Annotated in this window: 24 protein-coding genes; 18 read left to right on the plus strand and 6 right to left on the minus strand. The window is 42.8% G+C overall.

Annotated elements, in window-relative coordinates; genetic code table 11:
- The first annotated feature begins 147 nt into the window (after window positions 1-147).
- Window positions 148-879 (plus strand): LytR/AlgR family response regulator transcription factor, encoded by a 732-nt coding sequence (locus ACSBL2_RS12885; RefSeq protein WP_442592108.1) that lies wholly within the window; start codon window positions 148-150, stop codon window positions 877-879.
- Window positions 880-903: 24 nt separating this feature from the next.
- Here ACSBL2_RS12885 and ACSBL2_RS12890 read toward each other — a convergent pair whose 3' ends face one another.
- Complete coding sequence (locus ACSBL2_RS12890; RefSeq protein ID WP_442592109.1) at window positions 904-1,044, minus strand: hypothetical protein; 141 nt, start codon at window positions 1,042-1,044, stop codon at window positions 904-906.
- 104 nt (window positions 1,045-1,148) lie between these two features.
- Here ACSBL2_RS12890 and ACSBL2_RS12895 point away from each other — a divergent pair, with 104 nt between their 5' ends.
- The 3 genes from ACSBL2_RS12895 to ACSBL2_RS12905 all read left to right on the plus strand — a co-directional run bounded on the left by ACSBL2_RS12895 (window position 1,149) and on the right by ACSBL2_RS12905 (window position 3,972).
- Window positions 1,149-2,231 (plus strand): sensor histidine kinase, encoded by a 1,083-nt coding sequence (locus ACSBL2_RS12895; protein WP_442592110.1) that lies wholly within the window; start codon window positions 1,149-1,151, stop codon window positions 2,229-2,231.
- Between the two features lie 176 nt (window positions 2,232-2,407).
- A complete protein-coding gene (locus ACSBL2_RS12900; protein ID WP_442592111.1) occupies window positions 2,408-2,938 on the plus strand; it encodes an RNA polymerase sigma factor in 531 nt (176 codons plus the stop codon).
- Between the two features lie 140 nt (window positions 2,939-3,078).
- On the plus strand, window positions 3,079-3,972 hold the full coding sequence (locus ACSBL2_RS12905; protein WP_442592112.1) for an SDR family oxidoreductase: 894 nt from the start codon (window positions 3,079-3,081) through the stop codon (window positions 3,970-3,972).
- Between the two features lie 294 nt (window positions 3,973-4,266).
- Here the strand turns inward: ACSBL2_RS12905 and ACSBL2_RS12910 are convergent, their stop codons facing one another.
- Both ACSBL2_RS12910 and ACSBL2_RS12915 read right to left on the minus strand, forming a co-directional pair.
- Entirely contained in the window at window positions 4,267-5,580 is a 1,314-nt protein-coding gene (locus ACSBL2_RS12910; RefSeq protein ID WP_442592113.1) for a cbb3-type cytochrome c oxidase subunit I, read from the minus strand.
- 2 nt (window positions 5,581-5,582) lie between these two features.
- The gene (locus ACSBL2_RS12915) at window positions 5,583-5,930 is read right to left on the minus strand and encodes a c-type cytochrome (RefSeq protein ID WP_442592114.1); all 348 of its coding nucleotides are present in this window, start codon (window positions 5,928-5,930) and stop codon (window positions 5,583-5,585) included.
- A 300-nt stretch (window positions 5,931-6,230) separates the two neighbouring features.
- Here ACSBL2_RS12915 and ACSBL2_RS12920 point away from each other — a divergent pair, with 300 nt between their 5' ends.
- Entirely contained in the window at window positions 6,231-6,845 is a 615-nt protein-coding gene (locus ACSBL2_RS12920; RefSeq protein WP_442592115.1) for an HAD family hydrolase, read from the plus strand.
- 41 nt (window positions 6,846-6,886) lie between these two features.
- Here ACSBL2_RS12920 and ACSBL2_RS12925 read toward each other — a convergent pair whose 3' ends face one another.
- The gene (locus ACSBL2_RS12925) at window positions 6,887-7,021 is read right to left on the minus strand and encodes an alanyl-tRNA synthetase (protein ID WP_442592116.1); all 135 of its coding nucleotides are present in this window, start codon (window positions 7,019-7,021) and stop codon (window positions 6,887-6,889) included.
- A gap of 218 nt (window positions 7,022-7,239) precedes the next feature.
- Between ACSBL2_RS12925 and ACSBL2_RS12930 the strand changes: the two genes are divergently transcribed.
- The 5 genes from ACSBL2_RS12930 to nrdF all read left to right on the plus strand — a co-directional run bounded on the left by ACSBL2_RS12930 (window position 7,240) and on the right by nrdF (window position 11,450).
- Window positions 7,240-7,425: a hypothetical protein gene (locus tag ACSBL2_RS12930; protein WP_442592117.1), complete on the plus strand. Its 186-nt coding sequence runs from the start codon at window positions 7,240-7,242 to the stop codon at window positions 7,423-7,425.
- A 291-nt stretch (window positions 7,426-7,716) separates the two neighbouring features.
- Complete coding sequence (locus tag ACSBL2_RS12935; RefSeq protein WP_442592118.1) at window positions 7,717-7,956, plus strand: thioredoxin family protein; 240 nt, start codon at window positions 7,717-7,719, stop codon at window positions 7,954-7,956.
- Window positions 7,957-7,976: 20 nt separating this feature from the next.
- Window positions 7,977-8,354 (plus strand): class Ib ribonucleoside-diphosphate reductase assembly flavoprotein NrdI, encoded by a 378-nt coding sequence (gene nrdI / locus ACSBL2_RS12940; protein ID WP_442592119.1) that lies wholly within the window; start codon window positions 7,977-7,979, stop codon window positions 8,352-8,354.
- On the plus strand, window positions 8,344-10,434 hold the full coding sequence (gene nrdE / locus ACSBL2_RS12945) for a class 1b ribonucleoside-diphosphate reductase subunit alpha (RefSeq protein ID WP_442592120.1): 2,091 nt from the start codon (window positions 8,344-8,346) through the stop codon (window positions 10,432-10,434). Before nrdI ends, nrdE begins: the two co-directional genes overlap by 11 nt.
- Before the next feature lie 29 nt (window positions 10,435-10,463).
- Entirely contained in the window at window positions 10,464-11,450 is a 987-nt protein-coding gene (nrdF, locus tag ACSBL2_RS12950) for a class 1b ribonucleoside-diphosphate reductase subunit beta (protein WP_442592121.1), read from the plus strand.
- A gap of 56 nt (window positions 11,451-11,506) precedes the next feature.
- Here the strand turns inward: nrdF and ACSBL2_RS12955 are convergent, their stop codons facing one another.
- On the minus strand, window positions 11,507-12,139 hold the full coding sequence (locus ACSBL2_RS12955) for a hypothetical protein (protein WP_442592122.1): 633 nt from the start codon (window positions 12,137-12,139) through the stop codon (window positions 11,507-11,509).
- Between the two features lie 351 nt (window positions 12,140-12,490).
- The gene (locus ACSBL2_RS12960) at window positions 12,491-12,742 is read right to left on the minus strand and encodes a hypothetical protein (protein ID WP_442592123.1); all 252 of its coding nucleotides are present in this window, start codon (window positions 12,740-12,742) and stop codon (window positions 12,491-12,493) included.
- Between the two features lie 126 nt (window positions 12,743-12,868).
- Between ACSBL2_RS12960 and ACSBL2_RS12965 the strand changes: the two genes are divergently transcribed.
- The 8 genes from ACSBL2_RS12965 to ACSBL2_RS13000 all read left to right on the plus strand — a co-directional run bounded on the left by ACSBL2_RS12965 (window position 12,869) and on the right by ACSBL2_RS13000 (window position 20,730).
- Window positions 12,869-13,345: a GAF domain-containing protein gene (locus tag ACSBL2_RS12965; RefSeq protein ID WP_442592124.1), complete on the plus strand. Its 477-nt coding sequence runs from the start codon at window positions 12,869-12,871 to the stop codon at window positions 13,343-13,345.
- Window positions 13,346-13,440: 95 nt separating this feature from the next.
- The gene (kynU, locus tag ACSBL2_RS12970) at window positions 13,441-14,730 is read left to right on the plus strand and encodes a kynureninase (RefSeq protein ID WP_442592125.1); all 1,290 of its coding nucleotides are present in this window, start codon (window positions 13,441-13,443) and stop codon (window positions 14,728-14,730) included.
- Entirely contained in the window at window positions 14,727-15,587 is an 861-nt protein-coding gene (locus ACSBL2_RS12975) for a bestrophin family protein (RefSeq protein WP_442592126.1), read from the plus strand. Before kynU ends, ACSBL2_RS12975 begins: the two co-directional genes overlap by 4 nt.
- The gene (locus ACSBL2_RS12980) at window positions 15,587-16,492 is read left to right on the plus strand and encodes a histone deacetylase family protein (RefSeq protein WP_442592127.1); all 906 of its coding nucleotides are present in this window, start codon (window positions 15,587-15,589) and stop codon (window positions 16,490-16,492) included. Before ACSBL2_RS12975 ends, ACSBL2_RS12980 begins: the two co-directional genes overlap by 1 nt.
- A 107-nt stretch (window positions 16,493-16,599) precedes the next feature.
- Window positions 16,600-18,459 carry a DNA topoisomerase gene (locus ACSBL2_RS12985; RefSeq protein WP_442592128.1) on the plus strand — a complete coding sequence of 620 codons (1,860 nt, stop codon included), beginning with the start codon at window positions 16,600-16,602 and terminating at the stop codon, window positions 18,457-18,459.
- 186 nt (window positions 18,460-18,645) lie between these two features.
- Window positions 18,646-19,338 (plus strand): HAD family hydrolase, encoded by a 693-nt coding sequence (locus ACSBL2_RS12990; RefSeq protein WP_442592129.1) that lies wholly within the window; start codon window positions 18,646-18,648, stop codon window positions 19,336-19,338.
- Window positions 19,335-20,174: a phosphoribosyltransferase family protein gene (locus tag ACSBL2_RS12995; RefSeq protein ID WP_442592130.1), complete on the plus strand. Its 840-nt coding sequence runs from the start codon at window positions 19,335-19,337 to the stop codon at window positions 20,172-20,174. Before ACSBL2_RS12990 ends, ACSBL2_RS12995 begins: the two co-directional genes overlap by 4 nt.
- 1 nt (window position 20,175) lies before the next feature.
- Window positions 20,176-20,730 (plus strand): TerD family protein, encoded by a 555-nt coding sequence (locus ACSBL2_RS13000; protein WP_442592131.1) that lies wholly within the window; start codon window positions 20,176-20,178, stop codon window positions 20,728-20,730.
- Window positions 20,731-20,732 lie beyond the last annotated feature (2 nt).

Genomic DNA, 20,732 nt, shown 5'->3' on the forward strand with positions numbered 1-20,732 from the left:
CCTTCGATTGGTGTGTTTGATATACTGTAGGGGCAGCAATTCCCCTACAGATATATGTTTAAACCTTTATATCTCCAGATTCCTTCTTCATTTTTTTTATACTAATGCGATTTGAAGTATATTGCATGGTGTAACTTATAAAATGATATGAACACTATCTTGAAATGTGTCATTATTGATGACGAACAACATGCCATAGAATTGTTAACGGATTATATTTCGGAGCTCCCTTCGTTACGTATTTATAAAACTTTCAGTAATCCGATCCTTGCCCTGGACACGATCCGTAAGGAAGATGACATCGATATCATTTGGCTGGACATTGATATGCCTGGGTTATCCGGACTGGAACTCGCAAAATCACTCCGCCATAAAACAAAGAAACTCGTCTTTACCACTGCACATACACAATATGCAGTGGATGCATTTGAAGTCAGGGCAGACAATTACCTGCTGAAACCCATAAAACTCAGTAAGTTCCTGGCTGTTGTCAATGAATTGACCGAATCTTTCGAAACCATACAGGTTAACCCCTCCAAATTTTTCTATATCAAAGGGGATGAGAAAGGTAAATTCATTCGCGTAGCACTGGAAGATATCATCCTGGTAGAAGGATTGAAAAACTATATCGTGATCTATACCAAGGAAGATAAGTTTACGACCTATTTAACGATGATAGAAGTGGAGAATGCTTTGGTGGTAGATGGCCGGTTTATGCGTATCCACAAGTCTTTTATTATCAATATTGATGAAATCCAAAAAATTACGGGCAATACGGTACACATGAGCAATGAGGTGGAAATCACGCTTGGGATATCCTATAAGGATAAGTTTAGTGAGTATCTGAATGAAAATACCTTAAAATCCGGGCGAAGATAACGCCCGGATTCTATGTCCTGGAGCTTACAATATAGGAACTGTACTTGTTCCCGTAGTTTTAACAGAAGTGGTAGTTGGATCGCTCATTTTTGATCCTTTTGGCATTTCATTCGCCTTAAAAACGAAAACTGTTTTTTTTGTGAGTTTCAGTGATTGATTTTTCATAATTTTTTGGTTTTATGAAAAGTACCGTGACAGATGCCCAGTGAAAAAAATAGTACACCAACAGAGATAATATTTACACCAACATACGCTCAGCCTACACCAATTTGGAACGCTTATCATTTAAATCCTCAGCCCTGTTCATTAGAGATAAAAAGATCCATTTTATTATCTGGACGATTTATATCTTCTATGAGACGATCCTTATTGGTCTGTTGTTCGGTGAATTCGGTTCTTTGGGGAATTATACCGTCCACTATACCTATAATATCCTGCTTTTCTATATCACCGCACTGTATGTCTTGCCTGTGGTAATGAAAAATCCGAATCAGGTCGTCTGGAAATTGCCCTTGATGGTCGTTATGGAGACCCTCTTGTTCGCATCGGTTGCCTTTGGACTCGATTACCTGCTTTTGAGGTATACCGATGTCATTACCTTTAAGATGGATATCATGTTCTTCGGGAGATTGTGCTATCGGGGTGTATTTTTCATCGGACTTTCCACTGGCTATTATTATCTCCTCACTTACCTGAAGGAAAAAGAGCTGAATGTTGAACTGGAAAAACAAAGACTGGTAGGCATTATCAAGCAAAAGGAAACTGAAAATGAATTGAACGTGACGGTCAATGCCTATTTGAAGGCACAGATCAATCCCCACTTTCTTTTTAATACCTTGAATTTTATTTACAACAATGCCAGGAAAACTGCACCTGAAGCAGCAGATGCCATTATGACCCTGTCGGAAATGATGAGGTATGCCATCAAGTCGGAGCAGGCTGGGGAATCTATTTATTTGTATGCAGAGATTGAGCAGGTAGAAAACCTGATTCACCTGCACCAATTGAGGCAGAACAATAAATTGCACATCCAGCTGGACTATTCCGGTATTACAAAAGACATCAGGTTTATTCCCCTGGTACTCGTTACCCTGCTGGAGAATATTTTCAAACATGGGAACCTCAGTAAACCTTCAAAACCGGCACTGGTTCATATTTATGTGGCAGATGACGAACTCCATATCTACACCGAAAACCTGGTCAATGAGTTCAAGAATAATTCAGGGGAGGGGATCGGACTGGAGAATGTGCGGAAAAGGATTTCACGTAACTATCCAGGGCGTTCAAACTTTAATTATTACACTGAACAGGACCATATTTTTAAGGTCAGCATCGTGATTTCACTGTCTTGATCGTAGGTATTTGTATACATGAAATTCCTGTAATGCTTTCGATGGTCTGTATTTAAGTAATATTATGGTGATAATCTCACGATATATATAGTATTACAACGAATAAGTATATAAGTAACATGTTTTGGTATATTTTTTGTTAATATTTTTTCATCTAACTTGAAAAAAATATAAACATGAGTATGAACGATTTCAATTGCCAGCTTTACAGTTATAAAGATTCCCTGCATGCATTTGCATTGTCTTTTACAAAAGACAGGGAGGATGCGAATGACCTTGTACAGGATACCATGTTGAAGGCCATCAATTATGCCGCTCATTTTAAGGAAGGTACCAATTTTAAGGCCTGGTTATATACCATTATGAAGAATACCTTCATTAACAATTACCGCCGGAGTACCAGGACACATGCTATCCTGACCGTGACAGATGAAATTTCATCTGATAAGCTTCATTATAGTGCAAGTGTGAATGACAGCGACAGTAAGTTTCTGATGGAAGATATCTATAAAGCGCTAGGGAAACTTCAACCGGATTATTATGTGCCTTTTCTAAAGTACTTTGAAGGATTTAAGTACCATGAAATTGCCGAACAGCTGGATATCCCCATTGGTACGGTAAAGACCAGGATCCATGTCGCAAGACAATTACTGAAGAAAAGTCTTAAAATGCACCACTTTCAGCTCCTGTCCCATAAAGTGGCCTGATCCAGTCCGGGATGTTTTAAACTGCTCGGCACAGCTGTGCATTTCTATTTTTTTTTAGTAAAAACCATTTATAGCAGCACCTGTTAACTCCTAAAGGAATCCTTATTCAAAGGAATAGGTTTAACAGAAATTCACTGCATATGGAAACTAAAGAGTTGTCAAAAAATCCCCACGAGAAGTATCCTAAACCCCCATTCCCGAAACAAGACCAGGAAGCCCCCGGCAATGAGAAGTCCATGGAGCCGAAGGCCGACCATGGGGAAGATTCTTACCGGGGTTCAGGAAAACTTAAAGGAAAAAAAGCGATCATCACCGGTGGTGATTCAGGGATCGGAAGGGCAGTCGCGATTGCCTTTGCAAGGGAAGGTGCAGATGTATTGATCAGTTATCTGGATGAAACCGAAGATGACGATGCGTGTATCACTGCCGGACTGGTTACGGCGGCAGGGCAAAAAGCCGTACTGGTGAAGGGAGATATCACCAATGAGGCGCATTGTCTGGCCATTGTTGATAAAGCGGTCGCTGAATTCGGTACGATTGATATCCTGGTGAATAATGCCGCTTTTCAGATGGGAAGACAAACCCTGCAGGATATTCCTTCTGAAGAATGGGAAAAAACATTTTCTACCAATATCACGGCCATGTTTTTCCTGTGTAAAGCTGCAGAACCCTATATGGAACCCGGAAGCAGTATCATCAATACCACCTCAGTCAATGCCTATTCGCCCAGTCTACAGCTGCTTCCCTATGCCGCGACAAAAGGGGCTATTCAGAACTTTACAGCAAATCTGAGCCAGATTCTCCTGAATGATAAAAAAGGAATCCGGGTAAATGCAGTGGCACCCGGCCCTATCTGGACACCACTGATCCCCTCTACCATGCCTGAGCCGGAGGAATTTGGTGCCGATACCCCAATGGGGCGACCGGGACAACCTGTTGAAGTTGCTCCTGCCTATGTTTTTCTGGCGAGCGATGAAGCCAGCTATATTGCTGGGGCTACCATTCCCGTAACTGGTGGACGCATTACCATTTAAGAAGCAGAAGGTTTTTAATTTTTATAGGTTTTACTGTTAGTTAATTTTTTTAGATGTAAATAATAAAGCTGAAATCCGGTAATTCTTCCTCAAATAAGGAGTAAAAAATTAATGCTATGCCGTTTTTCCGGTTGTTTTAAAACTGCCTTCTTATCCTCTTTATTACGGGTTTGTTCACCCCAGATCTTACGAGAGGTGAAGAAAGGGTGAACAATAGGTGAATATTTACCGAAAATACCTGCAAGGAAGGTGTGTGTGTTAATTGTAAGTCAAACTAGAGGACAGCCCATTGATTTAATTTTGCTCTGCTGCAGGAAAAGGCTTCTTCAAAAAGAGGAAGGTGATGGTTCCCAGGGAGAAAAGTACGAAAATTCCGGCCGCAGTGAAGGACAGGATAAAGGGCATCACCTTTTCCATAAGCAGGGTGAAATGGAGATCGGGTTGGTTTACCTGCAGATAGCCTTTGATGAGTCCGCCTACAATGAGCGATAACCAGAAAATACCCAGGCTGATATTGGTGGCACGGATACTGGTCGCAATGATTTTCTTCAGTTTTTCACTGAGCGTGTCGATTTTTAAGATGTATCCAATGACGGCAAGAAGAATCATGCTGTTGATACCTATGGTGGTCCCCATGGCATGGGCCACAGTAATATGTGTTCCATGGGTATACCGGTTGATGGCAGGAATAGACATCAGCAGGGCAAGAAAGAGGTTGGCGAAGACCCACAATTCAGCTGCTGCAATGAACCGGTAGGGAAGGTAATTCCTGAGTTTTTTGCCTTCTGTAAGGGTTTTCCTGAAACTTCTGATGATCATGATCAGGATGACCCACTCGGTCATACTCACCCCATAGGCTACTGCCCTCATCCAATTGGCATTGGGGAGGTTATACACATGGTGTCCCCAGTTGAACATCAGGTTGAACAAGCCTAAAAAGAACAGGAAATAGGTCTTCCGCGAGTTGGCCAGCCGGGTGTCGCCACTGATCCTGACCAGCAGGAATATGGATAATCCATTGATCATCTGGTTCCATGCACCGACCATGGAGCCGTTTGCTTTCCATTGTACGGTGACTTCACGGATGTAGGATTCCCTGAACCAGGCCAAATGCCATAGGTTTTGTTCTGTAAAGGTGATCAGGAAAAAGATGATGCCGGTAAACCACATCCATTCATAGGCTGCTGAATTCCGGTTAAATCCCCTGATGATGCTGAAAGTTAAGAAGAGCCATGCAGCGAGCAGGGGGATATTGAGGTAGGGGGGGAATTCCCAATATTCACGACCCCCATAGTGATTAAGGCTGTAATGGATAAAAACGGCCAGTATGGTCAGCATCCAGGTGACCATAAAAATGGAAGAAGCCCGCTGGAAGATCCCGTCATTCGGCTGCAGTTGATTTTTAAAATAACAAATACATCCGGCGGCACCACTAATGATCCAGAACAGGGCAAAGGAAGTGTGCATTGGCCGTAGTTTATGGAAAGGAAACCAGCTGTTGAACGACTGGGGGTAAAGAAAGGCAATGGAGGCGATGACACCAATGATCAATGCGCCAAATAGAAGGGAAAGGGAGAATTTTATGAAAAACTGATTAATAGTAGTCATGTTTATTGAATAATATAGGTTCCGGTCCAGTGTACAGATTCAGCTTTTACCCTGTTTTGACCACTTTGGTCAACCCATTTTAGAAAAGCCAGCACCTGGTTGACTTCCGTATCGTTTAAATGGAAATCAGGCATTTTGTTCGTTCCGTATTTAATGAACACGCGCATATATTTAGGGCCTTTATGGGGGTCAGATGACATATTGGTCAGGTCAGGCCCCATGTATCCGCCAAGACCATACAATTGGTGGCAGGTCTGGCAGTTGTTCTTTTGCCAGACTTCCCATCCGGCATTAACTTCCTCAGGTACCTTTTGGAATGAAGTGTCTTTCTTGCTATAGATATATACCATAGTGCTGTAAAACAGAAAGAGAATGAAAAGCAAAGACCAGGTTTTAGAAATCATCTATTCAATAAGTAGGGTTTTTCAATGGCCAAATATATAGCCATTACTCAACGTAATTAATGATACAAATCACCCTTTTGAAGAATCCGGTTAGGGTTTTAGCCGGAAGAATGTTCTCGGGTTTTCAAATGAATTGATTTCCTGCTGAATGTCGCTGAAAGACAGGTGCGCATGAAAATCTGGGATTCCCGTTTGATTTGTTGATTTTTTCTGTGTATCATTGGTTATTAGCACAACAGCAACAACATGGAAAGTACAGGGCACAAAATACTATTTTTCGACATTGGCGGGGTTTTACTGACCAATGGATGGGGGAACGACTCCCGCAAACTGGCAGCAAAAAAGTTTGATCTGAATTATGATGAAGTCAACACACTTCACAATTATATCTTTAACGTTTTTGAGATCGGGAATATCACGCTGGATCAATACCTGGATGTGGTGATCTTTAACCATACCCGCGAATTTACCAGGGAAGATTTTAAAGAATTTATGTTCTCCTGCTCTAAGGAGCTGACAGGACTGCTGCAGTTTCTTAAGGAATGGAAAAAGACCCATAATTTCAGAATTATCTCTATTAATAACGAAGGCAAGGAACTGAATGATTACAGGATCAAGAAATTCAAACTTCATGATTGCTTTGATGCCTTTGTTTCTTCCTGTGACGTGAAAATGCGCAAGCCTGACCCGGGAATTTTTCACCTGGCTTTAGGGATTGCCCAGGCACACCCCTCACAATGTTACTATTTTGATGACCGTATTTTTCAGGTAGAAACCGCTAAGAAAATTGGAATGAATGCCTTCCACCATACCAGTTATGAGGAAACAAGGGCAGTATTGGAAAAAGTTCAGGCAGATTAATCTGCCTGGATATACAGGTCTGCCTACAGCAAGACCCTCATTTATTTAATTACCCAATATCCCAGTGCCAGCCAAAGCAGGCCCTTCGCTAAAAAGAAAACAAATCCCCATATTCCTACACGTTTGAACCATTTTAAGAAAATATCTTTTTTTGACTTGTGCTCCTGACTCTCCATAACCAGATGTCTTATTTATAATGGGTATAAAATTAAACATTCTGAAGGTAAAACAGCAAATTGATTGCGTTTTTATAGTGAAAAATTAAATCTGAAAATAATTTATAAATAATTACAGATTTGAAAACTTATTTGATTTGCTGGTGTTATTCTTATAAACCGTCGTGAGACCCCCTGGTAACACGCACGTTTCTTGACCTTTAAAAGATACATTACCTATGAAAATCGAGAACAAGCCCCAAATCGTTAGCAACGAATTACAGCAGGACATGATGCTGAATGCTGATCAGTCACAACACATCGAAAACCTATTATCCTCAGCTTTCAAAACGGCGAGCGGTGATAAAAAGGTATTGTCCGCCGGCATGCAGAAAAAAAGTAATCCACGTCTTTTTATCCTGTAAAAGCCAGCAGTATCCTCCAAAAATTAATTCCTGTATAGGTATGAAAAAAGAAGCTTCCTGACGATGCTTCTTTTTTTTTGCACAATTCACTCACAGGAAGAGTATTGTAAAAATTTCTCCTTACCTGTTATACTCATAATATTTGATTCTTCCGTAAATTATCAGTCATAATTTTGGTGCCTCTTTTCCACCGGTGTTGATAACATGTGGAATCATTCTAAGGAATAATTTCCCACCTTCGTACTCCGCTAAAAATCATGTTTTGCGGTACAATCATCAAAATCCTACAAAATGAAAAGAATTATAAAATTTGAGAAAGACGACTGCAGCCCATGCAATATGGTTTCTGAATACCTGGATAGAAAAGGCATTGTATATGAAACCATCAACCCTTTCAATGAGCCGGAACTGGCTATGCAATTCAGGGTCAGATCAGTACCTACCGTAATTTTACTGGAAAAAGAAGAAGAGGTTTCCCGTGTGATCGGCTTTAAACCTGAAGAATTACTGGCTTTATCAGCGGCTGTTTAAGACTATTTAAATAGATAAGGATGACTTGGATTTATTACGATAGTAAAACAGGCAATGTGGAGCGTTTCGTGAATAGGCTGAAAGAACACCGTAACTGGAATGTTCAGAAAGTTGATGATACCCTCCGCTTAACTCATCCCGGTCATCTGATTACTTATACTACCGGAATCGGGGAGATTCCAGCTTCCACCTTACGTTTCCTGGAAGCCAACAGTCGTTTTATTGAAACGGTGACTTCCAGCGGCAATAAAAACTGGGGCGCCAATTTTGCTTTGGCAGCCACCAAGATTTCCGAACAATTCCAGCTGCCGGTTTTGATGCAGTTTGAACTGTCCGGGACGTTAACAGACTTACAGAGATTTATTGATAATATAGAGGGCAATATATATGGTAACTAAAAAGTGGATCTTATTGAATAATGAGATCATGGTAAAGAAAGATGATGAGTTTAGCCTTCATAAAGACAAGGATGCTGTTCGCTCTTACTTTCTTGATTATGTAAATAAAAACACGGTTTTCTTTTATACCTTAAAAGAGAAGATCGATTATTTAATAGAGCAGGAATATTATATCGATTTCTATCAATGGTATAATTTTGAGCAGATGAAAGAGGTGTACGACCTGGTATATGCCAAGAAGTTCAGGTTCCAGTCTTTCATGAGTGCCTTCAAATTCTTCCAGAGTTATGCGCTGAGAGACGACAGTGGGGAGAAATTTTTAGAACGCTATGAAGACCGTGTGGTGGCAGTGGCACTTTTCCTGGCCAGGGGTGATGTGGCCCAGGCGAAGGATTATGCATTGATGCTGATCAACCAGGAGTACCAGCCTGCAACACCTACCTTCTTAAATTCGGGTAAAAAGCGTTCAGGGGAACTGGTGTCCTGCTTCCTTGATGAAATCGGTGATAACCTGAATGGTATCGGATATGCAATTGATTCTGCCATGAAATTATCTTCCATTGGCGGAGGGGTATCTTTTAATATTTCAAAGATCCGTGCCAGGGGGGAATCGATTAAAGATGTGGAAGGACGTGCCGGTGGGGTACTGCCGATCATGAAGATTCTGGAAGATACGTTCTCTTATGCGAACCAGCTTGGACAACGTCCCGGTGCAGGTGCCGTTTACCTGAATGTGTTCCATACCGATATCGAAGAATTCCTGGATTGTAAAAAAATCAATGTGGATGAGAAGGTGAGGATCAAGTCTCTTTCTATTGGTGTGGTCGTTCCGGATAAATTTATGGAACTGGCAGAAAAAGATGAAGCCTGTTACCTGTTCTATCCGCATACGGTGTTAAAGGAATATGGTATCTATCTGGATGAGATGGATATGGACCTGATGTATGAGGAACTGGTGACAAACTCCAATGTCAAAAAGAAAAAAATCAATGCCCGTCACCTGATGGTGAAAATTGCACAGACACAGAAGGAAAGTGGTTACCCGTATTTGTTTTTCAAAGGAAATGCCAACAGGAGTCATGCCCTGAAAGAGGTAGGAAATGTGAAGTTCTCTAACTTGTGTACAGAAATCATGCAGGTGTCTGAAGTATCTGATATCCAGATTTATGGCAAGGAAGATACCATTCGTTACGGAATTTCCTGTAACCTGGGTTCATTGAATATTGCTACGGTAATGGATAACAAAAGGATCAAGGAAGCGGTGAAAACAGCAATGCGCTCTCTGACGATTGTTTCCGATATCACCAATATCGCCATGGTGCCTTCTGTACAGAAAGCGAACAGAGAGTTGCATAGCGTGGGTTTGGGGGCAATGAATTTACATGGCTTCCTGGCCAAGAATTTCATTATGTATGAAAGTAAGGAAGCGCTCGATTTCTGTAATGTATTTTTCATGATGGTGAATTTCTATTCTATCCAGAGTTCTATGGAAATTGCGCGTGAAAGATCAGAAGCTTTCGTAGGTTTCGAAAAATCGGAGTATGCCAACGGGAATTATTTTGCACCTTACCTCCTGAAAGATATTGAACCGCAGAATGCCAAAGTGGAAAAACTGTTTGAAGGAATGTCTATTCCTACAGTGGCAGACTGGACTACATTGATGAATGAGGTGAAAGAGTTTGGTCTGTACCATGCGTACCGTCTGGCTATTGCGCCAAACCAGTCGACTTCTTATATCATGAATGCTACTGCATCCGTGATGCCGGTAGTGGACGTGATTGAAGTAAGGGAGTATGGCGACAGTACCACTTATTATCCGATGCCTTACCTGGACAATGACAATTACTTTTTCTATAAGTCTGCATACGATATGGACCAGAAGAATGTATTGCGCCTGATTTCTGTGATTCAGAAACATGTGGACCAGGGGATTTCAACGATCCTGCATACCAATACGAAGGACAATACACGTGATATTGCGAAATACTATATCTATGCCCATAAAATGGGACTGAAGTCGCTTTATTATACCCGTACCCGCAAAGCATCGATTGATGAATGTGTGTCCTGCTCGGTTTAACCAATTCCCGTTTTTTAAAGAAATTATAAATGTCACAACAATATAAAGCAGTAAACTGGAATACCCCGGAAAATGACTATGCCGGAATGTTCTGGGAACAAAATTTACGTCAGTTCTGGATTGATACGGAATATATTCCTTCAAAAGATATTGACAGCTGGAAATCCCTTCCACCGGAAATCCAGGAAGTGTATAAGAAGGCACTGGGTGGCCTGACTTTGTTGGATACCCTGCAGAGCCATACCGGTATGCCCAAGCTGCTGGACCATATCGATGGTCTGCAGAATAAGGCAGTATTGTCTTTTATGTGTATGATGGAATCCATCCACGCAAAGTCTTATTCTACCATTTTCACTACGGTAACGAGTACGCCCGATATCAATGAGCTGTTTGAATGGGTGGAGTCCAATAAACTGCTCCAGTACAAAGCAGCGACGATAGATAAGTATTACAGACAACTGGATGCACAACAGGTTTCTGATGAAGTGTTGTTTATGGGGCTGGCGGCTTCGGTTTTGTTGGAGACCTTCCTGTTTTACAGCGGCTTCTTTATGCCACTTTGGTTATCCGGACAGGGGCAGATGGTGGCCAGTGCCGATATCATCAAAAAGATCGTGGCCGATGAGTCTATCCACGGTGTTTTTGTAGGTTTACTGGCGCAGGATGTATACAGGAAATTGCCTGATCCTGAAAAATCAAAAGCAGAGCTGGTGTCCTTGCTGATGGAGTTGTATGAAAATGAACTGAAATATACCGATGAGCTGTATACGGAAGTGGGGCTGACTGCCGATGTGAAGGATTATATTCGTTACAATGCCAATAAAGCAATGATGAACCTCGGTTTTGAAGAGATCTTCGAAGTGAAACCGATCAATTCAATTGTATTGAACGGCTTGAATGGCGACACAACACAGCATGACTTTTTCTCTAAGAAGTCTACCAACTACGAGAAAAGCACCGAAGTGATCTACCTGAGGGATGAAGATTTCCAGATGGACGCAGATCCGGTATTTTAAGCTTCCTTAAGCCTTATCAAAGCCCGTTAACTGTTGTGTTGACGGGCTTTTTGTTTTTAGTTGAATAAGCGGCTTAAATTGGGCTTTATGCCAAAGGCAATGGGGATGGCATTGAAGGAGCGCTGCTGGATTTTCCCCAGTCCATGCATGTAACTGCTCTCTATAAATAGGTTGGCACCCCCGATATTGTATTCAATGCCCAGTCCGGGTTCAATGATTCCCATATGGTTGGTTTTGTTGTTTAACAGGACCACGTTTTCTTTTGCGCCGTCCAATATTCTTGGTGTAAGCACGAATCCACCCCCGCCTCCTATGAAGCCATAGAATGAAAATTTATTGAATATTTTTCTGTACCCCACTGCTACGTTCAGCAGGTAGGTGGTGGATCTTCCCCTTTCTAAAATTGCGGAAGTTCCCGTCTCGGAACTGAGTTCATCATAGCCAAAAACATGGAGGCTGATCTTGGGATACAGGAACAGATGTTCTTTTCCCAGTCCGAAGTTTGCACCAATGGTCGTGGAGAATTTGGGACGCATAAAGTCGCCCGTTTCTCCAACCGGAAGGGAGAGGCCAACACCACTCATCGAGTAAAATTTATCTTTTCGGCCAGTACTGTTCTGGGCTTTGCAAAGCTGATTAAAACTTAAAATCAGAAATAACGGGAGGGAGCTGAGTAGGTGGTTTTTCATGTATGGGCTTGAGTTGCTAATGTACAATAACATCTGTTAGGAATACCTATGTTTAAACATTCCTTTAGGTTGTACAGGAGCTTTTGTATGCGGATGGATGGTTTCCTGAATTCGGTTGTGTGAAACTGTTTTTTGTGAAAACAGTATATTATTTGGCTGTTTTGACTGGCAGAATAATATACTGTTGATTCTTTTATTTATTTGTTGATCAGTGTAGTTAAGTATTTTTGTATGAAGTGTATGTTTTTCTTAGGCAGTGTTTTTGGTTTAGAAAACCTTTTTTTTACAGAATTAAATTCTGAATTGATCTTCAAGTATCTTTTCTACAGTGATTTATGACTTTCATTTGAATCAATACTGTTGCCTTTGGTAGGCGGTCGAAAAATCAGCCCGCATCGTCTTGAATCTTTCTATAACAGTGGAGATGAATTCCTCATCAAGGATCTGGAATATCTCATTTGCACCGCCACCGCTCAGGTCCAGTTCTGATAGTTTGTAGCTTTGCTCCAGTGTTCCTTGTTCAAATTTCACGATATATTTCTGGTTCATATTGAATAGCGTGATCTTACATTCCGGGTGTGGTAATTCTGCGAGTACTCTCATGTGTGTTGTATGTTCTAATGTATGGGTGTTAAATTGTCAAACTTACTCATTTTATTCACGCTTTTACAGCATCATGGTGGCAATGAAATTCCAATTCCTTATTTTCGCTGTGTATAAAACTGAATTATGGCAGAAGATCTGAATATTATAACAGGGGAGAGCAAAGAGAAACAATACCAATCGCTCGTTCCCCAGATAAAAGCATTGGTTACCGGAGAAGAAGACCTGATCGCCAACCTGGCGAATGTCTGTGCAGCCCTCAAGGAGCAGTTTGGCTGGTTGTGGGTAGGTTTCTACCTGGTGAAAGAGGAGGAGCTGGTTCTTGGGCCATTTCAGGGGCCTGTTGCCTGTACGCGTATACGAAAAGGTAAAGGGGTGTGCGGTGCAGCCTGGTTACAGGCGCGAACATTGATTGTGGATGATGTGGAGACTTTCCCGGGGCATATTGCCTGCAGTTCGGCCTCGCGTTCTGAAATTGTTCTGCCAGTGATTAAGAATGGGGTAGTTGTTGGTGTGCTCGATGTGGACAGTGAGCAGCTGGCGCAATTTGACCAGACTGATGAACTGTACCTGAATGAGGTGATACAATTGCTGCTGTCCTGATTCTTTTCTTTTGGCGTATGGCCTTGCTGGGCTTGCGGTACTTTCTATGGTAGGCCAGTATGGCGTGGCTGCCTTTTTTTTATATTTGACATGATATGATTTTTAAGAATAAATTGACATTTGCTGCTGCACTGGATGAGCAGGATCCTTTACAACAATTCAGAAGCAGTTTCTTCTTTCCTGTACTGGATGGAAAGGAGTTTATCTATCTGTGTGGTAATTCTTTGGGATTGCAACCTAAATCTGCACGTGAAGTGATGGAGTTGCAGATGAACAACTGGCAAAACCTTGCGGTTGAAGGCTGGTTTGAGGGGGAAGAGCCCTGGATGTTTTACCACAAGGAGCTTAAAAAGTTAATGGCGCCTATAGTAGGTGCCAGTGCATCAGAGGTTTGCCCAATGAATACACTGACGGTAAACCTGCATTTACTGATGGTGAGTTTTTACAGGCCGGAAGGAAAAAGGTTTAAGATTGTAATGGAGGCCGGCGCCTTTCCTTCAGATCAGTATGCCATTGAGTCGCAGCTGCGTTTCCATGGTTATGATCCCCTTGAAGCGATTATTGAGATTGCGCCAAGGGAGGGTGAATATACACTGCGGACCGGGGATATAGAGAAGGTGATTGCAGACCATGCAGAGGATGTTGCATTGGTACTGTTTGCTGGGGTGAATTATTTTACCGGGCAGTGGTTCGATATGCAGGCCATTACGGTTGCCGGACATGCTGCGGGAGCGGTGGTGGGGTTTGACCTCGCCCATGCTGCGGGGAATGTCCCTTTGTCGCTGCATGACTGGGGAGTGGATTTTGCCTGCTGGTGCTCCTATAAATACCAGAACGGTGGTCCTGGTGGTATAAGCGGGATTTTTGTGCATGAGAAACATTTTTCCGATACTACTTTGAACCGCTTTGCGGGTTGGTGGGGTTATAAAGAGGAGCAGCGGTTCAAAATGGAAAAAGGATTTGTACCGGAGTCCGGAGCGGATGGCTGGCAGATCAGCTGTACGCAGGTGATGCCAATGGCCTTGTATTATGCTTCCCTGAAAATATTCGAAGAGGCAGGTTTTATTCCTGCCCTCCGTACTAAAAGTGAAACTTTAACTTCTTATCTTATTTTTATTGTGAATGAGGTGAATAAAGAGTTAGGTGAAGAGCTTTTCAGGGTGATTACCCCTGAAAAAGCAGCAGACCGCGGAGCACAGGTGTCTATTATTGCCAATGCACATGCGAAGCTGATTTTTGAAAAACTGGTGGAGAACCAGGTGTTGGGCGACTGGCGGGAACCCAACGTCATCCGCTTGAGTCCGGTGCCTTTGTATAATTCCTTTACGGATGTTTTCCGTACCGGAGCGTTGTTGTTGCAGGTCAGCAGGGAGGTTACAGGATGATAAATTATAACCCTAAAGATTGGATCACCTTTATATTTCATAGTCATAAGTCAGATACAATAAGGAAGTTATGGCCATTGATGTTGAGTGTTTCTGTGTATTCAGGAATCATTGCTTTTTTGGAACTCCACTTCCTGAAAATGTCCGATTCCAATTATGTGAAGAATATTGGCATGATGCATAACCTCCTTGGTTTTGTGATTTCCATGTTGCTGGTCTTTCGTACCAATACCTCATACGACAGGTGGTGGGAAGGCCGCAGAATGCTGGGGGCGCTGACCAACGTGAGCAGAAATTTTGCGATTAAACTGAAATCCCTGAAGCTTCCTGCAAGCGAAATTGAATTTTTTACTTATGCTATCCCGAAGTATGCCTTCGCGCTGAAAGAGCACCTGCGGGAAAAACAGTATTTTGGAAAGAACAGCTTGCTGATTGCGGTCGACGGCGGGAAGCATATTCCCAACCAGGTGGCGGCAAGTATTTCTTCCAGGGTTTATGAGCTGGCTGCTGCGGGAAAGATTTCCCAGGAACAGCTGATTATCCTGAGTGGCGATGTGAACCAGTTTACGGAAATTTGCGGAGGCTGCGAGCGGATTAAGAATACACCAATTCCGTATTCCTACAGTGCCTTTATCAAGAAGTTTATCTTTGTATATGTGATTACTCTTCCTTTTGGATGGGTCTTTAGTCTGAGTTATTTCGTCATTCCTATCGTGCCCTTTATTTTGTATGTCCTGGCCAGTCTGGAATTGCTTGCAGAGGAAATTGAAAATCCTTTCGGGTATGATGCCAACGATTTGCCGGTAGAGGAGATCTGTAACAATATTGAAAAACATGTGGGGGAGATTTTAGGCTGATGCTGAAGATTGCCTGGCATCCGCTTTATGCGCATCCTTTACCTGAGGGGCATCGTTTCCCGATGCTGAAGTATGAGCTGATCCCGGAGCAGCTAATGTATGAGGGGCTGATTACCCAAGCTAATCTTTTTGCGCCGGAGAAGCTGGAGGAAGAGGTGATTTTATGGTCGCATGATGCCACTTACTGGGCGCAGCTGCGTGACCTTACCTTGTCTGCCAAAGACCAGCGCCGGACGGGACTTCCGCTTTCAGCACAACTGATCGAACGGGAACTGCGGATTGCCCAAGGGACTATTTATGCCGCTGTGCATGCAAAAGTCTTTGGTATTGCTTTTAATGTTGCCGGCGGTACGCACCATGCGGGGTCCGATTGGGCGGAAGGATTCTGTCTTTTGAACGATCAGGCGATAGCAGCTAATTATTTATTACATAAAAAGTTAGCTGATCGTATATTAATTATTGATTTAGATGTGCATCAGGGCAATGGCACGGCAGAAATCCTGTCTGCTGAACCGCGTGTATTTACCTTTTCCATGCATGGGGAGAAAAACTTCCCTTTCAGGAAGGAGGTGTCCGATCTGGATATCGGCCTCGATGACGGCACCGGTGATGCGGCTTACCTGTCCATCCTGGAAAAGCAGCTTCCTGAGCTGGTCCGTATGCACCGCCCGGATTTTGTCTTTTACCTGTCGGGTGTGGATGTACTGGCCAGTGACAGGTTAGGGAAACTGTCCTTGAGCAGGGAAGGCTGCCGCGAAAGGGACAGGCTGGTGCTGCAATGCTGTAAAGACAATGGCTTGCCGGTACAGGTGAGTATGGGTGGTGGGTATTCTCCGGTCATCAGGGATATTGTAGATGCCCATTGCAATACGTTTAAATTGGGGATCGATCTTTTTGCAGGCTAGGGACTTAAAGCGGTGCAGGCCGGCCTGGAATAATCAAATGTCTTTTTTTTTGCCCGATTACAGATAATTATGATGAAATTTATCGGTTCTACAACCCAGGATATTTGATGAAGATTGTAATTGCAGAAAAGCCATCCGTTGCACGTGAATTAGCGAAAGTATTCGGAGCCACCACTAAAAAAGATGGATATATTGAAGGAAAAGGATACTCTTTTACCTGGGCATTCGGACACCTGCTGCAATTGGCTCCACCACAGGAATATGGATTTATTGGCTGGAGAAGACAGCATTTGCCAATGCTTCCCGAGAAATTCAAACTCGCTATCCGTAAGATCAAAACAAAGGATGGACTGGTAGAAGACCCTGGTGTTCGAAAACAGCTGGATATTATAAAAATGCTGTTTGATGAAGCGACAGAGATTATTGTGGCGACGGATGCGGGGCGGGAAGGGGAACTGATTTTCCGTTATATCTACTATTTTCTGAAATGCAAAAAACCTTTTAAAAGGCTTTGGATCTCTTCGCAGACTGATGAAGCCATAAAAGATGGATTCCGGAATCTAAAACCGGGTACAGATTATGATACCCTCTTCAATTCTGCCCATTGCAGGTCGGAATCGGATTGGCTGGTCGGCATGAATGCTACCCAGGCCCTGAGTATTTCTGCAGGTGCAAGATCAGTCTTGTCCCTGGGCAGGGTGCAGACCCCTACACTGGCGATGATTTGTTCCCGCTTCCTGGAGATCAAAAATTTTGTTCCCCAGTTGTACTACCAGTTGGGAATACAGCTCGATAAAGACGGAGCCTTGTTTAAGGCTGTTTCCAACGTGAATTTTAATGTGAAGGAAGAGGCACAGGTCCTGTTCGATAAAATTGAAGATGTGCCCTCCGGCTTTCCCAATGGGGGAAGGATTCTGGATGTGGAAGCCAAGCCCAGAAAAGAACCACCTCCGCTGTTGCATGACCTGAGCAGCCTGCAACAGGAGGCCAATAAACGGAAAGGATATACGGCCGACCAGACACTGAATATCTTGCAGAATCTGTATGAAAGTAAACTGGTTTCCTATCCAAGGACCGGCAGCAGGTATATCGGGGATGATGTCTTTGCGGGTGTGCCTGCGCTGATCGCGCAGCTGGCCACCCATCCTGATTTTGGCAAACAGGCAGAATTCCTGCAGACGGTACCCCTGAATAAAAGGAGTGTGAATGCCAAAAAAGTAACCGATCACCATGCCATTTTACCAACGGGTGTGGCGCCGTATCATTTGGGCAGCGATAAGCAGGCGGTATATGATATGGTCGTGGGACGCATGCTGGAGGCTTTCCACCAGGAATGTGTGAAGGAAGTCACTAAAATTACCATCGAATCCGGTTCTGTATTTATTGCCAATGGTACTGTCATCCGCTCTGCCGGCTGGCGCTCCGTATTGAACGATAAGGAGGAGGACAAAAAGGATGAGGATAATCCTTCCTTGCCAAAAGTGAAAAAAGGAGAGGAACTGCCCATTGTTCGAAAAGCTTTACTGGAGAAACAAACCAAGCCCAAAGCTTTATACAATGAAGCATCACTGTTAAAGGCACTCGAAACTTCAGGTAAAGAAATTGAAGATGAAGAATTGCGTTATGCAATGAAAGACAGTGGTTTGGGTACTCCAGCTACACGGGCAGCTATTATTGAAACCCTGATCACCAGGGAATATATCCTGCGGGAAAAACGGAATCTTGTTCCTACGTTTAAAGGACTGGCGGTGTACGATGTGGTGAAGGACCAGAAAATTGCACAGGCAGAACTCACCGGCTCATGGGAGAAAAGGTTGGAAGAAATCCGCTCCGGAGCATCAGTGACGGAATTCAAGGCAGAAATTTCTGAATATACCCGGTCGATCACGAATGAGTTGCTGGCTGCCGGATCAGGCCTGGCAGAGAAGCTGAATCCGAAGAAAGAAGAGCTTCCGGTTAATAACTGAGCCTCAGTTTGATAGTCCTGAACCCCGTTTATCCCTTTATTTGTGTAACTTACATGTTACCTGAGATAGCCGGATATTGTTGTCCGTAAAGAATTTATGTTTCTTTTTTTGCTATTTTGCCATTTGTGGATAATTTGCTATCTTATTGTTAAGGAAATGAGATCGTTTATCTGTTAAATTTTGTAAATGGAGCCATATAAACATTATTCTTTTGATCTCTGGTTAACCTTAATCAGGTCGAATCCCCAGTTTAAGCTGGAAAGGGCCAGGATCTTCCATTCCCGATTCAATACTTTTCATAAATCTTTTGAAGAAGTTGCAACAATTTTCCGTCAGGTTGATCTAATGGTAAATGGGATCAATGAAAAAACAGGCAAAAATATAGATGCAGACGAGATGTACCTGATGGTGATCAGTGTGATCAATAACTACCAGCCTGTTTTTACAGATATAGATATGGAAGAGCTCTGCGCGGAAATGGATGCCCTGCTTTTTAATTACCAGCCACTGCTGTATGGTGGGGAGACCAGGGAGCTGCTTGTCCGCTTAAAGGAATCAGGCAGGTCTACGGTAAGCCTGCTGAGCAATACCGGTTTTATCAAAGGAGTGGCCCTGAGAAAAGTGCTGCAAAACCTGGAACTGGACAGCTTGCTGGACTTTCAGCTGTATTCTGATGAAGTGAGGTTATCTAAACCGAATGTGAAGTTCTTCGAGCTGATGATCCGTACGATAGACCGAAATATACACAAGGAAATCGGCCTTCATGAGATTGTGCACATTGGTGACAATCCTGTGGCCGACATCATGGGCGCTGAGGCTGCTGGCATCAAGAGTGTCTTAATCAATTCCAATCACCAAACTATAAACTGCCTGATATGAACTTTTATAAATCATACGCCTTACACCAGATCGATAATGTAGAAGAGTTTGGATTTGATCCGGACGATTACAGCCGCTTTAAATTCGGAGATGACCTGGTTGCCCGTGAGTTTGGTGAACAGCTGGCAGATGGTTTTATTGAAGGTTACCTGGCCCAAAATTATATAGAAGAGCAGATGGTGGTGATCTCCAGTCCCTATTCTTTTATTCCCACTGCGACCTTTGCGATGAAAAATTATTTCATGCACCAGCTTAACCGCTGGCTGGTGGAGAACGGGGGATTGGTGGTGCAGGAAGCTAAAGTGCACCGGACGGTGACCTACAAGGAAGATTATGGAGCCTTATCGGCTGCCGACCGCCTGAAACTGATCGGAAATGATTCTTTTCATATTGATAAACACTTTCTGGAAGGAAAGACGTTATTGTTTCTGGATGATATCCGGATTACGGGCAGTCACGAAAGGATGATTTTGAAAATGGTGGAACAATACGGATTGAAAAATGATTTTCATATGCTCTATTTTGCAGAACTGGTGGATAAAAATATTCATCCCAGCATAGAAAATATACTGAATTACCACCAGGTAAAATCGGTTTTCGACCTGGATGATATCGTGAAAAGTGGGTTTTTCTGTTTCAATACGCGGATAGTGAAGTACATCCTGAATAGCGATACCGGCAGCTTTTCTATTTTCATCAAGAACCAAACAGATGATTTTATAAATATGTTATATAACCTGGCTATAGGAAATGGTTACCATACCATTGAAGCCTATGCCGGCAATCTGAATTTTATTAAAAAACATTTTACAACAACAACATATAAACTCATATAATATGGCTATTAACTTGCAAAAAGGGCAGCGTGAAAATATCGATGCCCCGAAATTTACGATTGGGTTGGGCTGGGATACCAACAGCTCCTCCACAGGTAGTGCTTTTGACCTTGATGCTTCATTATTTCTTTTAGGTGATAGCAAAAAAATCGTATCTGACGACCACTTTATATTTTATAATAACCTGGTTTCTCCAGATGGTGCCGTAGAGCATACCGGTGATAACCTGACCGGAGATGGTGCCGGAGATGATGAACAGGTGAAGATTGATCTTTCTAAAATTGATGCCAAAGTACAGGAAATCTGTGTAGTGGTGACCATTCATGAGGCAGAAAGCAGAAGGCAGAATTTCGGACAGGTGAGGAATTCATTTATTCGTATTTTTGATTCGGCAAGCAACCAGGAAATTCTTAAATATGAACTGGAAGAGGACTTCTCTATTGAAACAGCAGTGGAATTCGGAAGGATTTACAAACGCGAAGGCAAATGGAAGTTTGAAGCCGTAGGCGTAGGAATGAAAGGTGGTTTACAGGATTATTTAAATAAATATCAATAGAA

The organism is Pedobacter sp. AW31-3R (assembly GCF_052180285.1).
Taxonomy (GTDB): domain Bacteria; phylum Bacteroidota; class Bacteroidia; order Sphingobacteriales; family Sphingobacteriaceae; genus Pedobacter.

Bases quoted from the DNA above. Each gene is read 5' to 3' on its own strand.
- nrdE (WP_442592120.1), top strand. From the start codon at position 8,344: ATGGTAACTAAAAAGTGGATCTTATTGAATAATGAGATCATGGTAAAG.
- ACSBL2_RS12915 (WP_442592114.1), bottom strand. From the start codon at position 5,930: ATGGTATATATCTATAGCAAGAAAGACACTTCATTCCAAAAGGTACCT.
- ACSBL2_RS12935 (WP_442592118.1), top strand. From the start codon at position 7,717: ATGAAAAGAATTATAAAATTTGAGAAAGACGACTGCAGCCCATGCAAT.
- ACSBL2_RS12965 (WP_442592124.1), top strand. From the start codon at position 12,869: ATGGCAGAAGATCTGAATATTATAACAGGGGAGAGCAAAGAGAAACAA.
- ACSBL2_RS12925 (WP_442592116.1), bottom strand. From the start codon at position 7,021: ATGGAGAGTCAGGAGCACAAGTCAAAAAAAGATATTTTCTTAAAATGG.
- ACSBL2_RS12980 (WP_442592127.1), top strand. From the start codon at position 15,587: ATGCTGAAGATTGCCTGGCATCCGCTTTATGCGCATCCTTTACCTGAG.
- ACSBL2_RS13000 (WP_442592131.1), top strand. From the start codon at position 20,176: ATGGCTATTAACTTGCAAAAAGGGCAGCGTGAAAATATCGATGCCCCG.
- ACSBL2_RS12990 (WP_442592129.1), top strand. From the start codon at position 18,646: ATGGAGCCATATAAACATTATTCTTTTGATCTCTGGTTAACCTTAATC.
- ACSBL2_RS12930 (WP_442592117.1), top strand. From the start codon at position 7,240: ATGAAAATCGAGAACAAGCCCCAAATCGTTAGCAACGAATTACAGCAG.
- nrdI (WP_442592119.1), top strand. From the start codon at position 7,977: ATGACTTGGATTTATTACGATAGTAAAACAGGCAATGTGGAGCGTTTC.
- ACSBL2_RS12960 (WP_442592123.1), bottom strand. From the start codon at position 12,742: ATGAGAGTACTCGCAGAATTACCACACCCGGAATGTAAGATCACGCTA.
- ACSBL2_RS12910 (WP_442592113.1), bottom strand. From the start codon at position 5,580: ATGACTACTATTAATCAGTTTTTCATAAAATTCTCCCTTTCCCTTCTA.
- ACSBL2_RS12900 (WP_442592111.1), top strand. From the start codon at position 2,408: ATGAGTATGAACGATTTCAATTGCCAGCTTTACAGTTATAAAGATTCC.
- ACSBL2_RS12975 (WP_442592126.1), top strand. From the start codon at position 14,727: ATGATAAATTATAACCCTAAAGATTGGATCACCTTTATATTTCATAGT.
- kynU (WP_442592125.1), top strand. From the start codon at position 13,441: ATGATTTTTAAGAATAAATTGACATTTGCTGCTGCACTGGATGAGCAG.
- ACSBL2_RS12995 (WP_442592130.1), top strand. From the start codon at position 19,335: ATGAACTTTTATAAATCATACGCCTTACACCAGATCGATAATGTAGAA.
- ACSBL2_RS12920 (WP_442592115.1), top strand. From the start codon at position 6,231: ATGGAAAGTACAGGGCACAAAATACTATTTTTCGACATTGGCGGGGTT.
- ACSBL2_RS12885 (WP_442592108.1), top strand. From the start codon at position 148: ATGAACACTATCTTGAAATGTGTCATTATTGATGACGAACAACATGCC.
- ACSBL2_RS12955 (WP_442592122.1), bottom strand. From the start codon at position 12,139: ATGAAAAACCACCTACTCAGCTCCCTCCCGTTATTTCTGATTTTAAGT.
- ACSBL2_RS12985 (WP_442592128.1), top strand. From the start codon at position 16,600: ATGAAGATTGTAATTGCAGAAAAGCCATCCGTTGCACGTGAATTAGCG.
- ACSBL2_RS12905 (WP_442592112.1), top strand. From the start codon at position 3,079: ATGGAAACTAAAGAGTTGTCAAAAAATCCCCACGAGAAGTATCCTAAA.
- nrdF (WP_442592121.1), top strand. From the start codon at position 10,464: ATGTCACAACAATATAAAGCAGTAAACTGGAATACCCCGGAAAATGAC.
- ACSBL2_RS12890 (WP_442592109.1), bottom strand. From the start codon at position 1,044: ATGAAAAATCAATCACTGAAACTCACAAAAAAAACAGTTTTCGTTTTT.